The following is a 14827-nucleotide window of genomic DNA, read 5'->3' on the forward strand; positions in this document are numbered from 1 at the left end:
CACGCCCGCCGCCCATCAGCCTGTTCGCACGGCGACGCGCTGCTATGAACACAGCTCGCCCCGCATCCCGGCGTGCCGCCGCGCCGTTAGCGCGCGGTGCATTAAAAGCCGTTTGGATTCAGGTAGACTGGCCGCGGATCGGTACGCCCGCGCCGCGCGCCGGCCGATCGAAGATTTCGGGGGTATGCTTTCGTGGCTGAACGATTCATCGTGCATTTCGACGGCGAACGCGCCGCCTGGCTGAATGCGGCCGATGAACTCGTGCTCGGCGAACTAGCCGACGCCGCGCTGGCTGCCGACGGGCGCGAATGCATCCTGTTGATCCCCGGCGAGGACGTGCTGCTCACCCGTGTCACCCTGCCGCCCATCCGCCAGGCGCGCCGCCGCCTGCAGGCCGCGGCGTTTGCCCTGGAAGATCAGCTGGCCACCCGCGTGGACGATCTGCATTTCGCGCTTGCCGCCCGGGCCGACGCCGATGGCGATACGCCCGTGCTGGTGGTCGATCGCGCGCTCATGCAGCGCCTGCTGGATGCCTGCGCCGAGGCCGGACTGGATATTGTTCAGGCGGTACCGGACATCTTCGCCTTGCCCAACCCGGAAAGCGAATGCTGGCACGTCGCCGTCGTGGCCGATCGCGTACTGACCCGAACCGGCACTCACCACGGCTTTGCCTGCGAAGCATCGCTCTGGCCGGTGCTGGCCAGCGGTTGTACGCCGCCGGCGCGAATCGTGGTCGAGGCCGCACGAAACAATACCGCCGCCCAGACCATGCGCACCGAACAGGGTCTGGAGCCGGCGCCCACGATCGAGCCGACCGAATACGCCGACGACGACACCGTGTTCGCCCGGCTGCTCGCCCGCGCCGACACCAGCCAGGCCATCAACCTGCGCCAGGGCGTCTTTGCGCGGGCCTCGGCGATGCAGACCTGGTGGCAGCCGTTCAAGCTCACTGCCGGCCTCGCGGCCGCCTGGCTGCTGGTCGCGCTTACCGCGCGCGGTATCGAAAGCTATCAGTTGCATCAACGCATTAACGCACTCGAAGCGCGTAGCGAAAGCGTGTTCCGCGAGACCTTTCCGCGGGTCGGCACCATCAACGACCTGCGTGTACAGGCCGAACAGAATATCCGGGCGCTGCGCGGCAACGGCGCGAGCGGCGGTGTATTCCCGTTACTGCAGGCGACTGCCGAGGTCGCCGGCCAGGCTGGTAGTCTGAGCATTCAGTCGTTGCAATACCGTGACGGCGCGCTCTATCTGAGCCTGCGCGGAGACAGCGTGCAGTCCCTGGAAGCGCTGCGGGCCGGCTTTGCCCGCCAGCGCGGCACCCGCCTGAACGTGGAAAGCGCGGATGCCGCCGCCGACGGTGTCCAGATCCGGGCCAGCGTGACCGCGGAGCCGACATGAACGCATTACGCCAATGGTACGAAGGCCTGGCGCCGCGCGAACGCGTGGCGGTGATCGTATGTGCTGTCGTGGTGAGCATTGCCCTGTTCTACTACGCCCTCTGGCGGCCGCTGAACACGAGCGTCGAGGAAGGTCGCATGCGTCTGACCGCCCAGGCCGAGGAAACCCGCTGGATGCTGGGGATTCGCGATGAAGCACGCCTGCTTCAGGCCGATAACACCCAGCGCCAGATTCAAGGGCGCAACGATTCGCTGCTGTCGATCGTCGACAGCACCAGCCGCGAGAACGGTCTTGCCGATGCAGTGCGGCGTATCCAGCCCGACGACGACGATCAGGCCACGGTCACCCTGGAAAAGGCCAATTTCAATCAGATGCTGTTCTGGCTGCACAGCCTGCAACGCGACTATGGCGTGGCCGCACGCCAGATGACCATCACCCGAGACGAAGAAGCCGGCACCGTCCAGGCTCGGCTCACCCTCGCCCGAGGTAACGCATGATGCGCGCGCTACGCTACGGGCTGATCGGGCTGGTCGCCTTCGTCATTGGGTTGCTGGCCTTTTTGCCCGCGCGCGTTGCCGCGGGCTGGGCCGAACAGATGGGCCCCATTGCCATGGGCGGCGTCACGGGCACGCTGTTCGCCGGCCGCGCCAGCTATATCTCCGGGCCGGACGGCGCCATCGAAAACGTTGCCTGGACACTCGAGCCGGCATCGCTGCTGCTCGGCCGAGTCAGCGCGCGCCTGCAGATCGACTCCGATCTGGGCGGCTTCGATGCGGATATTTCGCGCTCGCTGTTCGGCCAGACCACGATCGAAAACGTCTCCGGTAGCGCCTCGGCCGGCTGGCTGGCCAAGCTTGGCGGCTATACCTTTCTACCGCTGTCGGCCGACGTACGCGTGAATATCGATCACGCCGTATTCGACGACACACTCGCCTTCGACGCGCTCGACGGACAGATCAGCCTGGCGAACACTCGCTGGCAACTGTTCAACCCGCCGGTGCCGCTGGGCCAGTTCACCGCCGCCCTGGCGCGCGCCGACGATGGGCTGGGCCTGACCATGGTCGAAAGCGAAGGCCCGTTGGCCATCGACGGCGGCCTGACCCTCGACGAAAGTCGTCGCTACCGGCTGGATGTGCGCCTGCGCGCGCGGGCCGGCGCGGACGAACGATTGCCGCAAATGCTCGATCAACTCGGCCGGGCCGACGCTGACGGCTGGCATACGATCCGCGAACAGGGCCGGCTCTGAAACGCACTGCCCGCCTTAGCCAGGCCGACAAAATGTCGTTCGTTCAACCGGTCTGGTCGAATTCGGCATCCCGGATCAAACGCGGCGCCTCGACCCGCTCCGGGTAGAGATAATTCCGGGTTACCGGCACCACATCGTTGCGCTGTGCGAGCTGGATATGAAAGACCACCAGCTCGCCCCAGCGAAAGATGGCCTGACAACCCAACAGATAGAACTCCCACATCCGGCAAAAGCGCTCGCCCAGGCGTTCTCGAAACACATCGCGATGCTGCTGGAAACGCTCGTTCCAGCAGTCCAGCGTGCGCGCATAGTGCAGACGCCAGACTTCGAGATCCGCCAGGCTCATGCCGGTCTTTTCCACACAGGGCGCGAGCTCCGATAGCGACGGCACATAGCCGCCGGGGAAGATGTATTTCTCGATCCAGCCGTGCGTATCCTCGATCGGCGGGCCATTGCGGCCGATGGTGTGGATCAGACTGCGCCCGCGCGGTTTGAGCAACCGCTGAACCTGGTCGAAGAACACCTGGAACTGCGGCCGGCCGACGTGCTCGAACATGCCGACACTCACGATCGCATCGTAGCCCTCGCCGTGATCGCGCTGGTGCTCACGATAATCCTGCTTGAAAAAGCGGACCCGCTCGCTCAAGCCTTCGTTCGCCGCGCGTTCGCGTGCATATTCGTATTGATCGTCGGACAGCGTCAGCCCGGTGACATCCACGTCGTAGTGCCGGGCGAGATACAGAGCCAATCCACCCCAGCCGCAGCCGATATCGAGCACGCGATCACCCGGCTGCAGGCACAGCTTGCGGGCGATATGGCGACATTTGGCCTGCTGCGCGGCTTCCAGATCCATCTCCGCGGATTCGAAATAGGCACAGGAGTACTGCATGTCGCGGTCGAGAAACCGCGCAAACAGCTCATGGTCGATATCGTAGTGGTGTTTGACGTTGCGCCGCGAGCGCAATCGCGAGTTGGCTTCGCGCAGGCCGCGCAGCGCATGGCGGGCCAGATCCAGAATCCGGCTGGAGCCGAAATTGCTGGCGTTGGCGAAGTAGAGCTCGAACACGGCGAGCAGGCCGCCTTCGCCGGGCCACCAGTCGCCGTCCATATAGGCTTCGCCAAAAGCCATTTCCGGATCGGAGAGCAGCCGGGCGAGTACCTTGCGCTCGCGTAGATGAATATGCGCGGTCGGCCTGCCCTGGCCGATGATCTGCGTATTCGTATCCGGATAATGGATGACGAGCGTGCCACGGTCGATCAGCCGGTCGAAAAAGCGGGTCTTCATGTCGTCCCAGTCCTTCGGACGACGCATGGTCAGCGCCATCCGCTTCATGCCTGCTGAAAATACTACACAGACTGGCGATCGATGTACATTACACTCACATGTCTTGATTCAATTTAGATTGCGCGCATGGTTTTTATTCGGGCACGTCTGTGTAGGCTGGACGAACGATAGCTTTTACAGGGAGAACGACGATGTTCGAAAAAATCGTGGTCGCAGTCGACGGCTCGGAGCACTCCAAACGAGCGATAGAGATCGCGGCAGATATGGGCCAGCGCTATAGCGCCACCTTGCATATCGTCCACGTGCCCCAGCACACCGGACACGAAAAGACACTGGCGCTGGGGGGCGCGGCGATCACCATCCAACCCTCGCCGGAAGAACTGGAAGCCGCCGGTCGTTCGGTCGTCGATGCCGCCTGCCGGATACTCGAAGACGCCGGCTGCAAGAAGGTGAAAACGGAAATACTCGGCGGCGACCCGGCGCAGCAGATCGTCGCAGCGGCCGACCGTGTCGATGCGGATCTGATCATCATGGGCCGGCGCGGCCTGAGCGATTTCACCGGCCTGGTGATCGGCAGCACGTCGCACAAAGTGGGCCATCTCGCGCCCTGCGCCTGCCTGACGACGCGCTAGATAGCGCGCCGCGCGCGCTGCGCAGCGGTTCAGTCGATCGCCTGCCGGCCCATCGCCGGCAGGGGCCGATCCGCGCGACGTAGCAACCAGACGATATCGCGGCCGAACGACAGCATCAGCAGGGCCAGCGAGACCAGCAGCGCACTACTTGCCGCCGCAGACCCGATGCCCAGCCACAGACAACCCAGAAGCGTTGCGCCCTGCCACACGCAGGCAATCTTGCGCAGTCGCGAGGCAGGCAACGGGCGCCTGAGCGGCGGACACACGCCCTGGGCGATCACGAATACATAACGCGCCAGGCCGATCGCAAGCGCCCAGCTGCCCGCCTTATCGAGGGCGACGATCAACGCCGATAACACCAGTAAAAAGAAGGCATCCACTTCCATATCGAAGCGGGCACCGAAGGCACCGCTGGCGCCTGTCCGCCGGGCGATCCAGCCATCGACCCCATCCAGCAGCAGACAACCGAGCGCCAGCAGCACGAATGTCTGTACATGTGCGCTGAGAAACTCCGGAAACAGGCCGGCGCCCGCGAGTAGCATGACCGCCGCGCCCCGAATAAGGGTGATCCTGTTGGCCCAACCGAACGGCTGCGGCCAGAATGCCCGGTAATGGTAGAGAATCGCCGCCAGGCCGAGATACAACCCGCCGGCGGTGATGTGCAGCGCGGGCGGGCCGCCGACCAGCTGCAACAACGCTTCGATGCCGATACCCAGCATGGCGAACCCGGCGAAAAGTTCGTAGGCACAGGCCCACGACGGCGCCAGCAGGGCCAGTCCGACCGACGCCGATGGCGATCGCGCGGCGGCCATTGGTCGCCGCGAGGGCATGATGCGGGTTACATTTCGCACAGAAGCTCGTACTCGCTGAGCCGGCGCATGGGCGTCGGCCTCTTTAATCGGGCGCGTCGCAACGCCTGCGACGACGTCATGGACTTTAGTTTACGCGAGCCGGCTTTCTCCCGTTTCAATTTTATGACGCTGCCATGCCCCCTGCCGTGACCGATTGCCTTGCCCGTGCTCTGTGGCTGAAACCGCCGTATGACTGCGAGTTACGTGAACAACATCTGCCCGAGCGCGCGCCTGGGCAAGTGACCATCCGCAGCCTTTATTCCGCGGTCAGCCGGGGTACGGAAACACTGGTATTCGCGGGTGCCGTGCCCGAAAGCGAGTACGAGCGCATGCGCGCCCCCTTTCAGGCCGGCCAACTGCCCGGCCCGGTCAAGCACGGCTATGCCAACGTCGGCGTGGTCGAAGCCGGGCCGGATGGTTGGCTCGGGCGGCACGTGTTCTGTCTGTTCCCGCATCAAACCCGCTACGTGGTGGATACGGACGCGGTCATCCCCCTGCCGGCAGATGTGCCCGCGGCGCGCTCGGTGCTGGCCGCGAATATGGAAACCGCGGTCAACGCGCTCTGGGATGCGGGAATTGGCGTGGGCGATCGCGTCACCGTGGTCGGTGCCGGCGTGATTGGCGGCCTGATCGCGGGGCTCGCGAGCGCGCTGCCCGGCGCCGATATCGAACTCGTGGATATCGATGCCGGCAAGGCCGCGCTGGCGAACGCGCTCGGTGTGGCTTTTCGTACGCCCGACAACGCGACCGGTAATCGCGATGTGGTGGTTCACGCCAGCGCCAGCGCGGCCGGGCTGAACACCGCCATCGGCCTGGCCGGCTTCGAGGCCACGGTTCTGGAAATGAGCTGGTACGGTAGTGCGCCGGTCAGCGTGGCCCTGGGCGGGGCGTTTCACTCGCAGCGCCTGACGCTGCGTTCGAGCCAGGTGGGCGCGGTCTCGCCGACCCGTCGGGCGCGGCGCGATCATCGTTCACGCTTGGCGCTGGCGGTGTCGTTGCTGGCCGATCCCCGCTTCGATGCCTTGTTCGAAACCGAGGACGCTGCGTTCGACGACCTGCCAGCGGTCATGCACCGTCTGACCAGCGACGAAGACAAAAGCCTGTGTCAGCGCATCCGTTACGACTGACCACAGCGATCCATTCTCAGAACTCACGCAAGGATTCGACATGTTCAGCCTGACCGTTCGCGACCATTTCATGATCGCCCACAGCTTCGAGGGCGAAATCTTCGGCCCGGCCCAGCGTACGCATGGCGCGACCTATATCGTGGATGTCACCTTCATGCGTAAAGAACTCGATGCCGACGATCTGGTCATCGATATCGGCCTGGCCAGCGATGCGCTCAAGCGCACCCTCGCCGACCTGAATATGCGCAATCTCGACGAGATGGACGAATTCAACGGGCGCAACACCAGCACGGAATTTCTTGCCCGTGCGGTGTTCGAGCGCCTGCGCCAGGCCATCCATGCCGGTGAACTCGGCGAGAGTGCGCGCGCGCTCACGGCCATGCGCGTGACCCTCGCCGAGTCGCATATCGCCTGGGCGAGCTACGAGGCCGATATTTGAGCGCGGCCACCTTCATCGTCGCGGGCACGCTGGATCAGCCCACGGGCGGTTATGTCTACGATCGCGCGATTATCGATGGCCTGCGCAGCCAGGGCCTGGATATCGAGGTCATCGAACTGCCCGGGCGGTTCCCGCTGGTCGACGACACCGCCCGCGCCGCTCTCGAGCATGCCCTGGCAAACAGCAGGAGTCAGGCGCCGATTGTGGTCGACGGGCTGGCTGCGGGCGGCGCACCCGAGGTTGTAGAACGGCATGCCGACACGCGGCCGATCGTCGTATTGCTGCACCACCCGCTGGCCGATGAAACGGGCCTCGATGCCGACACCGCGGCCCGGTTACTGGAATCGGAACGGCGCGTGCTGGCCTGTGCACGGCATATCGTCGTCACCAGCCGGTTCACCGCGCGTCGACTGGCCGTGCTCGGCCTGGCCCGCAGCGCGGATGTGACCGTCATCGAACCGGGCGTGCGTACAGCCCAGCCCAGCCGCCCGACGTCTGGAAGCCCGTGCCGGCTGCTGTGTGTCGCAAGCCTGATTCCACGCAAGGATCATCTGATGCTCGTCGAGGCGCTCGGACGTATCGCCGAGCTCGACTGGGTCTGCGATTTCGTCGGCGACGACCAGCGCGATCCCGCGCAGGCCCTGGCAATTCGCGCGGCCATCGACCGGCATGGGCTGACCGATCGTATCCGCCTGCGCGGCAGTCAGCCGCGCGCGGCGATCGACGACTTCTACGCCGCGGCGGATCTGTTCGTGCTCGGCTCGCGCTACGAAGGCTACGGCATGGTCATCGACGAAGCCGTGGCCCATGGGCTGCCGATTGTAACCACCACCGGCGGCGCGCTGGCAGATACCCTGCCGGTCGGCGCGGGGATCGCCGTGGCCCCGGGTAGCAGCGACGCCATGGCCGAAGCACTACGTACCCTCATTACGGATACCCAGCAACGCGCATGTGCCGCCGCCGGGGCACGCGCCGCGCGGGCACGCCAGCGCGACTGGCAAGCAGCCGCGTGTGAGTTCGCCTCGGTACTCAGCGTATGAACGACGCCGATCGCCATGCCTATTTCGCTGCCGACTGGCTCAGCCTGCGCGAGCCCGTCGATCATGCCGCGCGGGCCGAATCACTCACCGCAGCCGCCGCCGACTGGCTCGCCGGCCAGGCGGACGCGACCTACCGGATCATCGATCTGGGCGCCGGGCGCGGCTCGAACCTGCGCTATCTGGCGCCGCGCCTGCCGGCACGCCAGCACTGGTGTTTGCTCGATCACGATCGCGGCCTGCTCGACTCCACGCGGGCCGAAGCCGACCGCTGCACGGACGCCAATGGCGCGCCGGTCACCATCGAAACACGCACGCTCGATCTGGCCAGCGCGGATCTCGAGGCAGCGCTCGATGGTGCGAAGCTGGTCAGCGCGGCCGCGCTGTTCGATCTGGTCACGCAAGACTGGATCGAACGTCTGGCTCGTGCCTGTGCCCGCCGCGGTGCGGCTGTTCTGTTCGTGTTGAGCATCGACGGTCATATCGACCTGGCCCCCGCGCACGCTGACGATGCCGTTGTATTCGATCTGCTCGCGGCGCATCAGCAGCGCGACAAGCAATTCGGTGCGGCCCTCGGCAAGCGCGCCCCTGCCGTGTTGCGACAAGCCTTCGAAGCCCGGGGTTACACCGTCACGCGGCGATCCAGCCCCTGGCAGATCGATCGTGCACGGGCCGAACTCGGCGCGGCCTTGATCGAGGGCTGGCGCAGCGCGGCCTGCGAACAGGCGCCACAGGCCGCGGCCAGGATCGACGACTGGGCAAAGGCGCGTATTCGCGCACTGCGTCGCGGTGAACTGGCGATGACCGTCGGCCACGAGGATATGTTCGCCACGCCCGGTTCATGAACCAGGGCTTTCGTTTTGCGCTGCGCGCGCTGATCACCGTCGCGCTGCTGGCGACCGTGTTCTGGCAGATCGAGCCCGCCGCGCTCGCTACACAGTTCGACAACCTGCGCTATTCATGGCTGGCGGCCGCACTCGCGCTGACCGTGCCACAGGTCGTGATCTCGGCCTGGCGCTGGCGGCTGACCGCAGGTTGCGTCGGCCTGCGGCTGTCGATGAAAACGGCGATTCGCGAATATTATCTCGCGACGTTTCTCAACCAGGTATTGCCGGCCGGCGTACTCGGTGATGCCCACCGGGCCTGGCGCCATGCACGGCGCGACCACGATAGCGCCGCCGCCTGGCATGCCGTGTTCATCGAGCGTTTTTCCGGCCAGCTGTCGCTTGCCTTGGTGACGCTCATTGCCCTTTGGCAAACACCCGCGCTCATCGATGGCATGTGCCGAAGCCTCACGGCCATGCCGATATCGCCAATGCAAAGCGCGCTGCTGATCGCAGCCCTGCTGCTGTTGCTCGCCGCCGGGCGACGCTGGGCCGGCCGTTCCCCCAACTTGTTTGCGCCGATCGTACGTCTGGGCAGCAATCTACGCCGCAGTCTGCTCGCGCCCGGCGTCTGGCCGGCGCAATTCGTGAGTTCGCTGCTGGTGGTCGCCAGCTATATCGGCGTGTTTCTGCTATGCGCCCGGGCGATCGATATGGGCACGCCAACGGCCGAACTGCTGTGGCTGGTGCCGCCGGTGCTCATGGCCATGGCGCTGCCGCTGTCGATCGCCGGCTGGGGCCTGCGCGAAGGCGCGGCGGCAGTGGTATGGACGCTCGCCGGCCTGCCCGCTCAACAGGGCGTGGCCCTGTCACTGTGCTACGGCGTGCTCGTACTTGTTTCCAGCCTGCCCGGCGCGCTCGTACTCGCCTTCTGCGCTCGCGAACCACACCAAAGACCGGATATGGCCGAATGAAAACGGATCAGAAAGAAGCAGATTGGTCCGCAAATGAACGCGAATAAACGCAAATGGAAGTCGATGGTTCGTGAGCGCTTGGCTGCTCACAACCGTCGAGCCGGCCGCGAAAACCGCAAACCGCTGGCTAGTCTTTTGTCTTTATTCGCGTTCATTGGCGTTCATTCGCGGACAGGCTGTCTTCGCCTTTAGCGGCGATCAAAAAAACTATCCGCAAATGAACGCCAATACACGCAAATGTAAAGAGACAGTTCGTGGGCGAGTGGCTGGTCGCTACCATCGACCCTGCCGCGAAACCGCAAACTCCAGACTGGCCTTTTGTCTTCATTCGCGGACAACCTGTCTTTGGCCTTCGCGACGACGGCTTGAAGAATATCCGTCCGCAAATGAACGCGAATACACGCAAATGGAAGGAGTGTCTTCCCGCGCATCAGGTCATCAGTCGACCCCAAGGGCCGTTTAAAGAAAGGCAGAACACCAATACCGCTTTGTCTTTATTCGCGTTTATTTGCGTTCATTCGCGGACAAACGGTCTTGGGCTTTGGCGATGATCGCTTGAAGGAAATCATCCGCAAATGAACGCAAATGGAAGTAGCAGACTGGTTTGTTGTCTTTTATTCGCGTTTACTCGCAGACTCACATCTTGCCGGCGCGTAGGTCGAGGTCGAAGAACATATCGTCACCCATCGGCGTGCTGCGACACGGTGGGCGCAGGGCGGTGTCCAGACGCTCGATCGGCCATAACGACAGCGCGGGGCGGCCGGAGCCGATTAGCATGGGCGCGACCACCACATGTAACCGGTCGAGCAGCCCGGCGTCGAGAAAACGCGAGATCGTCACCCCGCCGCCCTCGACCAGCACGCGTTCCAGCCCACGCTCGGCCAGCATGGCCAGAATCGCCGCCGGGTCCAGGGTCGCGCCATCGCCGGGCATCACCACGCGTTCCACGCCAGGCGGGCTCGGCGGCGCGTCGGTGGCAACCACATGCAGTGTTGGCACCGCATCGTCGCAAAACAGCCGGCAGTCGGCACCCAATCGCGCGCGTGGATCAAGCACGACACGTACCGGGTTGGCGCCGGGCACGTGGCGTACGGTTAGCTGCGGATCGTCGGCCGCGACGGTGCCCGCGCCCACGATGACCGCATCGACGAGCGCACGCAGGCGGTGTAGATGGACCCGGCTGGCCTCACCCGTAACATAGTGCGAATGGCCACTTTCAGTGGCGATACGTCCATCCAGACTCTGGCCGAGTTGGGCGATTACAAAGCGCCCGCCGCCGAGCGCGACCGGCAACAACGTATCCAGCAGTGCCGCGGCCGCGTCGGATACCGGGGCCTTTACCTGCCAGGCGCCACGTTCATCGATTAGTATAGGCGTCTGCTGCGTATTTCCGTCGCCAAGCGTCGTCGGCGCGCTGCGCCGATCAATGCGTGCATCCTGAATCAAACGCCAGGCGTAATGGTCGTCCATCAAAGACATGATTGGGTCGTCGCGGGCTGATTTGGGTTGGCGGCGCGTTTAGCGCATGCGTCACACGCGCAGAATAATGCCACGCCACGTGCCGCCGTCACGGCCGATCACACTGCGGGCGCGATACGCGCAACTTGAGTTTTGCGAAATAGCAACCATACCGGGACACAGTATGCGACAGGTGGAACGTTCGATATTCGATTTGCGGCGCGGTCTTCCCGTGCTTATTCGCCACAGTGCGCCGCAAGCCGATGACTCGCACAGCGCCACCCTCGTCGCCCCGCTGGAAGGCATGACCGATGACATCCTTCAGCGTCTGGCCGAACATGCCGGCAATCCCTGTGCGCTGATCGTCACCCGCCACCGGCTGGAGGTGATGGGCCTCGATAGCGACGCCGAGGCTGCCGCGCTGCCGATCACCGACAGCCAGTCTGCGACGCAGCTCATCGAATGGGCCTGTGCCCGCCATCCGCAATCGCCGCCGACCGCCGCGTCGCTACAAAACGCAGACGTTGGCGACGCCGCCGGGCTGACACTGATGCGCCGCGGCCTGCTCATTCCGGCGGCGATCACCGCGCCGGTGGCCGCCGATCGGCTCGCAGCGATCGAAGCCCGGGTCACCGACGGCAGTCTGCTGGCCACCGATACCGATGCCGTGGCCGGTTACGACAACGAAGCACCGCGTTTTCTCAAGCGCATCAGCGCGGCCGATGTGCCGCTCGATGATGCGCCGCGTTCGCGCTTCGTGCTGTTTCGCGAAGCGGACGGCATGCGCGAACATCTGGCGATCGTGATCGGCGATCCGCAAAAGTGGGCCGATGCCGTGCCGGTGCGCCTGCATTCGGCCTGTCTGACCGGCGACCTGTTCGGCAGCCTGCGCTGCGACTGCGGCGAACAGCTGCGCTCGAGCGTGGCCAAGATCGACGAGCACGGCGGCGGCGTATTGCTCTATCTGGCCCAGGAGGGCCGCGGCATCGGCCTGGCCAACAAGCTGCGCGCCTACAGCCTGCAGGACGAAGGCCTGGACACGGTGGATGCCGATCACGTGCTCGGCTTCGGCGATGACGAACGCCGCTACAACGTAGCCCTGGAAATGCTCGCCCAGCTGGAAATCCAACGGATCGAGCTACTCACCAACAACCCCTCCAAGATCGCAGCCATGAGCCGCGGCGGCGTGACCGTGGTCCAGCGTAGTGGCGTGTATGGCCGGGTAACCCACCAGAACCGGCGCTACCTCACCGCCAAGGCAACCCGTGCCGGCCACTGGCTCGATCAGGTGCTCGGGACCACGCCGGAAGACGCGGCCGCCACCGACAACTGATCGTGGTGTGGCCTCACAAGCGAGCGACTCTGGATGCTGATCACAGCGATTTGCGACGGAATTAGTCCGCAAATAAACGCGAATACACGCAGATGTAAGTAGATGGTTCGTGGGCGAGTGGCTACCCGCCACCCTCGCGCCTGCCGCGAAAACCGCAAACTCCAGACTGGCCTTTTGTCTTTATTCGCGTTTATTGGCGTTCATTCGCGGACAACCTGTCTTTGGCCTTCGCGACGACGGCTTGAAGAATATCGGTCCGCAAATGAACGCGAATACACGCAAATGTAAGTAGATGGTTCTTGGGCGCGTGGCTGCTGCCAGCCTCGAGTCTGCCGCGAAAATCGCAAACTGCTGGCTAGTCTTTTGTTTTTATTCGCGTTCATTCGCGGACAAACTGTCTTGGGCTTTGGCGATGATCGCTTGAAGAAAATTATCCGCAAATGAACGCGAGTACACGCAAATGGAAGGAGTGTCTTCCCGCGCATCAGGTCATCAGTGCGCCCAAAGCACCGTTTAAAAACGCAGAACACCAATACCGCTCTGTCTTTATTCGCGTTTATTTGCGTTCATTTGCGGACAAACGGTCTTGGGCTTTGGCGATAATCGGTTGAATAAAATCATCCGCAAATGAACGCGAATACACGCGAATGGAAGTAGCCGGTTCGTGGATAAGTGGCTGCTCGCTACCCTCGAGCCGGCCGAGAAAAGCAAACTGCTGACTAGCCTTTTGTCTTTATATTCGCGTTCATTGGCGTTCATTCGCGGACAACCTGTCTTTGGCTGCCGCCAACACGCAAAAAGTGGCTGTCAGGGATTGCGGTGACCGAGCGTATCCAGATCGAAGGCCAGCGTTTCGTCGATGATCGCGGCCAGGCGGGCGCTGAAATGTGTGGCCAGCGTAGCGCCGCGCTCGGCGCTGGCCAGGCGGGTATCGCCGGCCACGCCCTGCGGATGCAGATCTTCGGCCATCCAGGCAAAGCCGGCGTCGCCTTCGGGCAGTAACGTGGCTCCCGCTGCGGCGCGATGCGCGCCGATGGGTTTGAACTCGGCCAGCTGGTCACGCCGCACCGACGCCGGCGCGAAATGCAGCATCAACGAGGTTTCCAGAGCGCCGCCGTGCAGGCCGTGGGCAAGCTCGTCCGCCGCGAGAATGGCCGGTGGCGCGCTAAAACGAAAATAATTCGCCTTGACCACGAGCATGGCATGGGCCGCACGCAGCTTGAGCGCGACGATGTCGAGCACGGCCTTGTTGCCGCCGTGACTATTGAACAGCAATAACCGGCGAATGCCGGCCGCCGCCAGCGACGCACCGATCGATTCGATCACCGCGATTGCTGTTTCCGCGTCGAGGCTGAGCGTGCCGGTAAAGCTACTGTGTTCCGGACTCGCAGCGATGGCCATCGTGGGCAACACCAGCACCGGCGCACTGGCTGTATCCAGCTGTTCGAGTGCGCCGCCCAACAGGCCCTCGCCAATGGTTACATCGGTGGACAACGGCAGATGCGGGCCGTGTTGTTCGATGGCGGCGACCGGCAAGACCGCCAGCGCGCTGTCGTCGGCCAGTTCAGCCAGTTCCGGGCCGCTCAGATCCTGCCAGTGGTGCCAGGCCACGATCAGGCTTCGCTGTCGCGCGGCATCCGGCCCATGAGATAGAACTCGTCGTTGGGCCGCATCGAGGTCAGGTTGGCCATGCGATTCGACAACGCGAAAAAGGCCGCGATCGCGCCGATATCCCAGATATCTTCGTCACTGAAACCGTGTTCGGCCATCCGTGCATGGTCCTCCGGGCCGACCATATGGGCGGCATTGGACACCTGTACGGCGAAATCGAGCATCGCACGCTGTCGCGGCGTGATATCGGCCTTGCGATAGTTGACCGCGATCTGGTCGGCGATCAGCGGATTGCCCTCGCGAATACGCAGAATCGCGCCATGGGCAACCACGCAGTACTGACATTGATTGATGCCCGAGGTCGCCACCACGATCATTTCCCGCTCGCCCTTGGTCAGGCCGCTCGGTTTTTCCATCAGCGCATCGTGATAGGCGAAAAACGCACGAAACTCATCGGGACGATGCGCCAGCGCCCAGAACACATTGGGCACGAAGCCGGCCTTGTCCTGCACCGCGAGAATACGCTCGCGAATATCGTCCGGCAGATCGTCGAGTGCCGGTACGTTGAAACGGCTGATCGGTTTATCCATTACACGCTCGATGCTTGAA

16 protein-coding genes are annotated in these 14827 nt (G+C 63.9%); 11 read left to right on the forward strand and 5 right to left on the reverse strand.

What is annotated here, in order from left to right:
* The first annotated feature begins 192 nt into the window (after nt 1-192).
* Genes gspL through T5B8_RS01960 form a run of 3 tightly spaced genes read left to right on the forward strand, consistent with a single transcriptional unit; the run spans nt 193 to nt 2647 of the window.
* Nucleotides 193-1401: a type II secretion system protein GspL gene (gspL, locus tag T5B8_RS01950; protein ID WP_353175764.1), complete on the forward strand. Its 1209-nt coding sequence runs from the start codon at nt 193-195 to the stop codon at nt 1399-1401.
* Nucleotides 1398-1898: a type II secretion system protein M gene (locus tag T5B8_RS01955; RefSeq protein ID WP_353175766.1), complete on the forward strand. Its 501-nt coding sequence runs from the start codon at nt 1398-1400 to the stop codon at nt 1896-1898. The genes gspL and T5B8_RS01955 overlap by 4 nt, the downstream gene beginning before the upstream one ends.
* Nucleotides 1895-2647, forward strand: coding sequence for a type II secretion system protein N (locus tag T5B8_RS01960; RefSeq protein ID WP_353175768.1), 753 nt, complete (start codon nt 1895-1897; stop codon nt 2645-2647). Before T5B8_RS01955 ends, T5B8_RS01960 begins: the two co-directional genes overlap by 4 nt.
* 43 nt (nt 2648-2690) lie before the next feature.
* Here the strand turns inward: T5B8_RS01960 and T5B8_RS01965 are convergent, their stop codons facing one another.
* A complete protein-coding gene (locus T5B8_RS01965) occupies nt 2691-3959 on the reverse strand; it encodes a class I SAM-dependent methyltransferase (RefSeq protein WP_353175770.1) in 1269 nt (422 codons plus the stop codon).
* Nucleotides 3960-4123: 164 nt separating this feature from the next.
* On the opposite strand from T5B8_RS01965, the gene T5B8_RS01970 reads away from it, so the two are divergent.
* Nucleotides 4124-4564, forward strand: a complete 441-nt coding sequence (locus tag T5B8_RS01970; protein ID WP_353175772.1) for a universal stress protein — start codon at nt 4124-4126, stop codon at nt 4562-4564.
* A 29-nt stretch (nt 4565-4593) separates the two neighbouring features.
* Here T5B8_RS01970 and T5B8_RS01975 read toward each other — a convergent pair whose 3' ends face one another.
* On the reverse strand, nt 4594-5376 hold the full coding sequence (locus T5B8_RS01975; RefSeq protein WP_353175774.1) for a CDP-alcohol phosphatidyltransferase family protein: 783 nt from the start codon (nt 5374-5376) through the stop codon (nt 4594-4596).
* A gap of 278 nt (nt 5377-5654) precedes the next feature.
* Between T5B8_RS01975 and T5B8_RS01980 the strand changes: the two genes are divergently transcribed.
* The 6 genes from T5B8_RS01980 (at nt 5655) to T5B8_RS02005 (ending at nt 10367) form a co-directional block, all read left to right on the forward strand.
* A complete protein-coding gene (locus T5B8_RS01980) occupies nt 5655-6542 on the forward strand; it encodes a zinc-dependent alcohol dehydrogenase (protein ID WP_353175775.1) in 888 nt (295 codons plus the stop codon).
* Between the two features lie 40 nt (nt 6543-6582).
* Nucleotides 6583-6981: a 6-pyruvoyl trahydropterin synthase family protein gene (locus T5B8_RS01985; protein ID WP_353175777.1), complete on the forward strand. Its 399-nt coding sequence runs from the start codon at nt 6583-6585 to the stop codon at nt 6979-6981.
* Nucleotides 6978-8021 (forward strand): glycosyltransferase family 4 protein, encoded by a 1044-nt coding sequence (locus T5B8_RS01990; RefSeq protein ID WP_353175778.1) that lies wholly within the window; start codon nt 6978-6980, stop codon nt 8019-8021. Before T5B8_RS01985 ends, T5B8_RS01990 begins: the two co-directional genes overlap by 4 nt.
* Complete coding sequence (locus T5B8_RS01995) at nt 8018-8863, forward strand: class I SAM-dependent methyltransferase (RefSeq protein WP_353175780.1); 846 nt, start codon at nt 8018-8020, stop codon at nt 8861-8863. The genes T5B8_RS01990 and T5B8_RS01995 overlap by 4 nt, the downstream gene beginning before the upstream one ends.
* A complete protein-coding gene (locus tag T5B8_RS02000) occupies nt 8860-9816 on the forward strand; it encodes a lysylphosphatidylglycerol synthase transmembrane domain-containing protein (protein WP_353175782.1) in 957 nt (318 codons plus the stop codon). Before T5B8_RS01995 ends, T5B8_RS02000 begins: the two co-directional genes overlap by 4 nt.
* A 254-nt stretch (nt 9817-10070) precedes the next feature.
* Nucleotides 10071-10367, forward strand: a complete 297-nt coding sequence (locus tag T5B8_RS02005; RefSeq protein ID WP_353175784.1) for a hypothetical protein — start codon at nt 10071-10073, stop codon at nt 10365-10367.
* 85 nt (nt 10368-10452) lie between these two features.
* On the opposite strand, the gene T5B8_RS02010 is transcribed toward T5B8_RS02005, so the two are convergent.
* On the reverse strand, nt 10453-11286 hold the full coding sequence (locus T5B8_RS02010; RefSeq protein ID WP_353176187.1) for a RibD family protein: 834 nt from the start codon (nt 11284-11286) through the stop codon (nt 10453-10455).
* 172 nt (nt 11287-11458) lie between these two features.
* Here T5B8_RS02010 and ribA point away from each other — a divergent pair, with 172 nt between their 5' ends.
* A complete protein-coding gene (ribA, locus tag T5B8_RS02015) occupies nt 11459-12607 on the forward strand; it encodes a GTP cyclohydrolase II RibA (protein WP_353175786.1) in 1149 nt (382 codons plus the stop codon).
* An 807-nt stretch (nt 12608-13414) separates the two neighbouring features.
* On the opposite strand, the gene T5B8_RS02020 is transcribed toward ribA, so the two are convergent.
* Together T5B8_RS02020 and T5B8_RS02025 are read right to left on the reverse strand one after the other, a co-directional pair.
* A complete protein-coding gene (locus T5B8_RS02020; protein ID WP_353175788.1) occupies nt 13415-14218 on the reverse strand; it encodes a creatininase family protein in 804 nt (267 codons plus the stop codon).
* 2 nt (nt 14219-14220) lie between these two features.
* On the reverse strand, nt 14221-14808 hold the full coding sequence (locus T5B8_RS02025) for a peroxidase-related enzyme (RefSeq protein ID WP_353175790.1): 588 nt from the start codon (nt 14806-14808) through the stop codon (nt 14221-14223).
* Nucleotides 14809-14827: the final 19 nt, after the last annotated feature.

This window comes from Salinisphaera sp. T5B8, from assembly GCF_040361255.1.
Lineage (GTDB): Bacteria > Pseudomonadota > Gammaproteobacteria > Nevskiales > Salinisphaeraceae > Salinisphaera.

Bases quoted from the DNA above. Each gene is read 5' to 3' on its own strand.
- T5B8_RS01955 (WP_353175766.1), top strand. From the start codon at position 1,398: ATGAACGCATTACGCCAATGGTACGAAGGCCTGGCGCCGCGCGAACGC.
- T5B8_RS01960 (WP_353175768.1), top strand. From the start codon at position 1,895: ATGATGCGCGCGCTACGCTACGGGCTGATCGGGCTGGTCGCCTTCGTC.
- T5B8_RS01965 (WP_353175770.1), bottom strand. From the start codon at position 3,959: ATGCGTCGTCCGAAGGACTGGGACGACATGAAGACCCGCTTTTTCGAC.
- T5B8_RS01970 (WP_353175772.1), top strand. From the start codon at position 4,124: ATGTTCGAAAAAATCGTGGTCGCAGTCGACGGCTCGGAGCACTCCAAA.
- T5B8_RS01975 (WP_353175774.1), bottom strand. From the start codon at position 5,376: ATGGCCGCCGCGCGATCGCCATCGGCGTCGGTCGGACTGGCCCTGCTG.
- T5B8_RS01985 (WP_353175777.1), top strand. From the start codon at position 6,583: ATGTTCAGCCTGACCGTTCGCGACCATTTCATGATCGCCCACAGCTTC.
- T5B8_RS01995 (WP_353175780.1), top strand. From the start codon at position 8,018: ATGAACGACGCCGATCGCCATGCCTATTTCGCTGCCGACTGGCTCAGC.
- T5B8_RS02000 (WP_353175782.1), top strand. From the start codon at position 8,860: ATGAACCAGGGCTTTCGTTTTGCGCTGCGCGCGCTGATCACCGTCGCG.
- T5B8_RS02010 (WP_353176187.1), bottom strand. From the start codon at position 11,286: ATGGACGACCATTACGCCTGGCGTTTGATTCAGGATGCACGCATTGAT.
- ribA (WP_353175786.1), top strand. From the start codon at position 11,459: ATGCGACAGGTGGAACGTTCGATATTCGATTTGCGGCGCGGTCTTCCC.
- T5B8_RS02025 (WP_353175790.1), bottom strand. From the start codon at position 14,808: ATGGATAAACCGATCAGCCGTTTCAACGTACCGGCACTCGACGATCTG.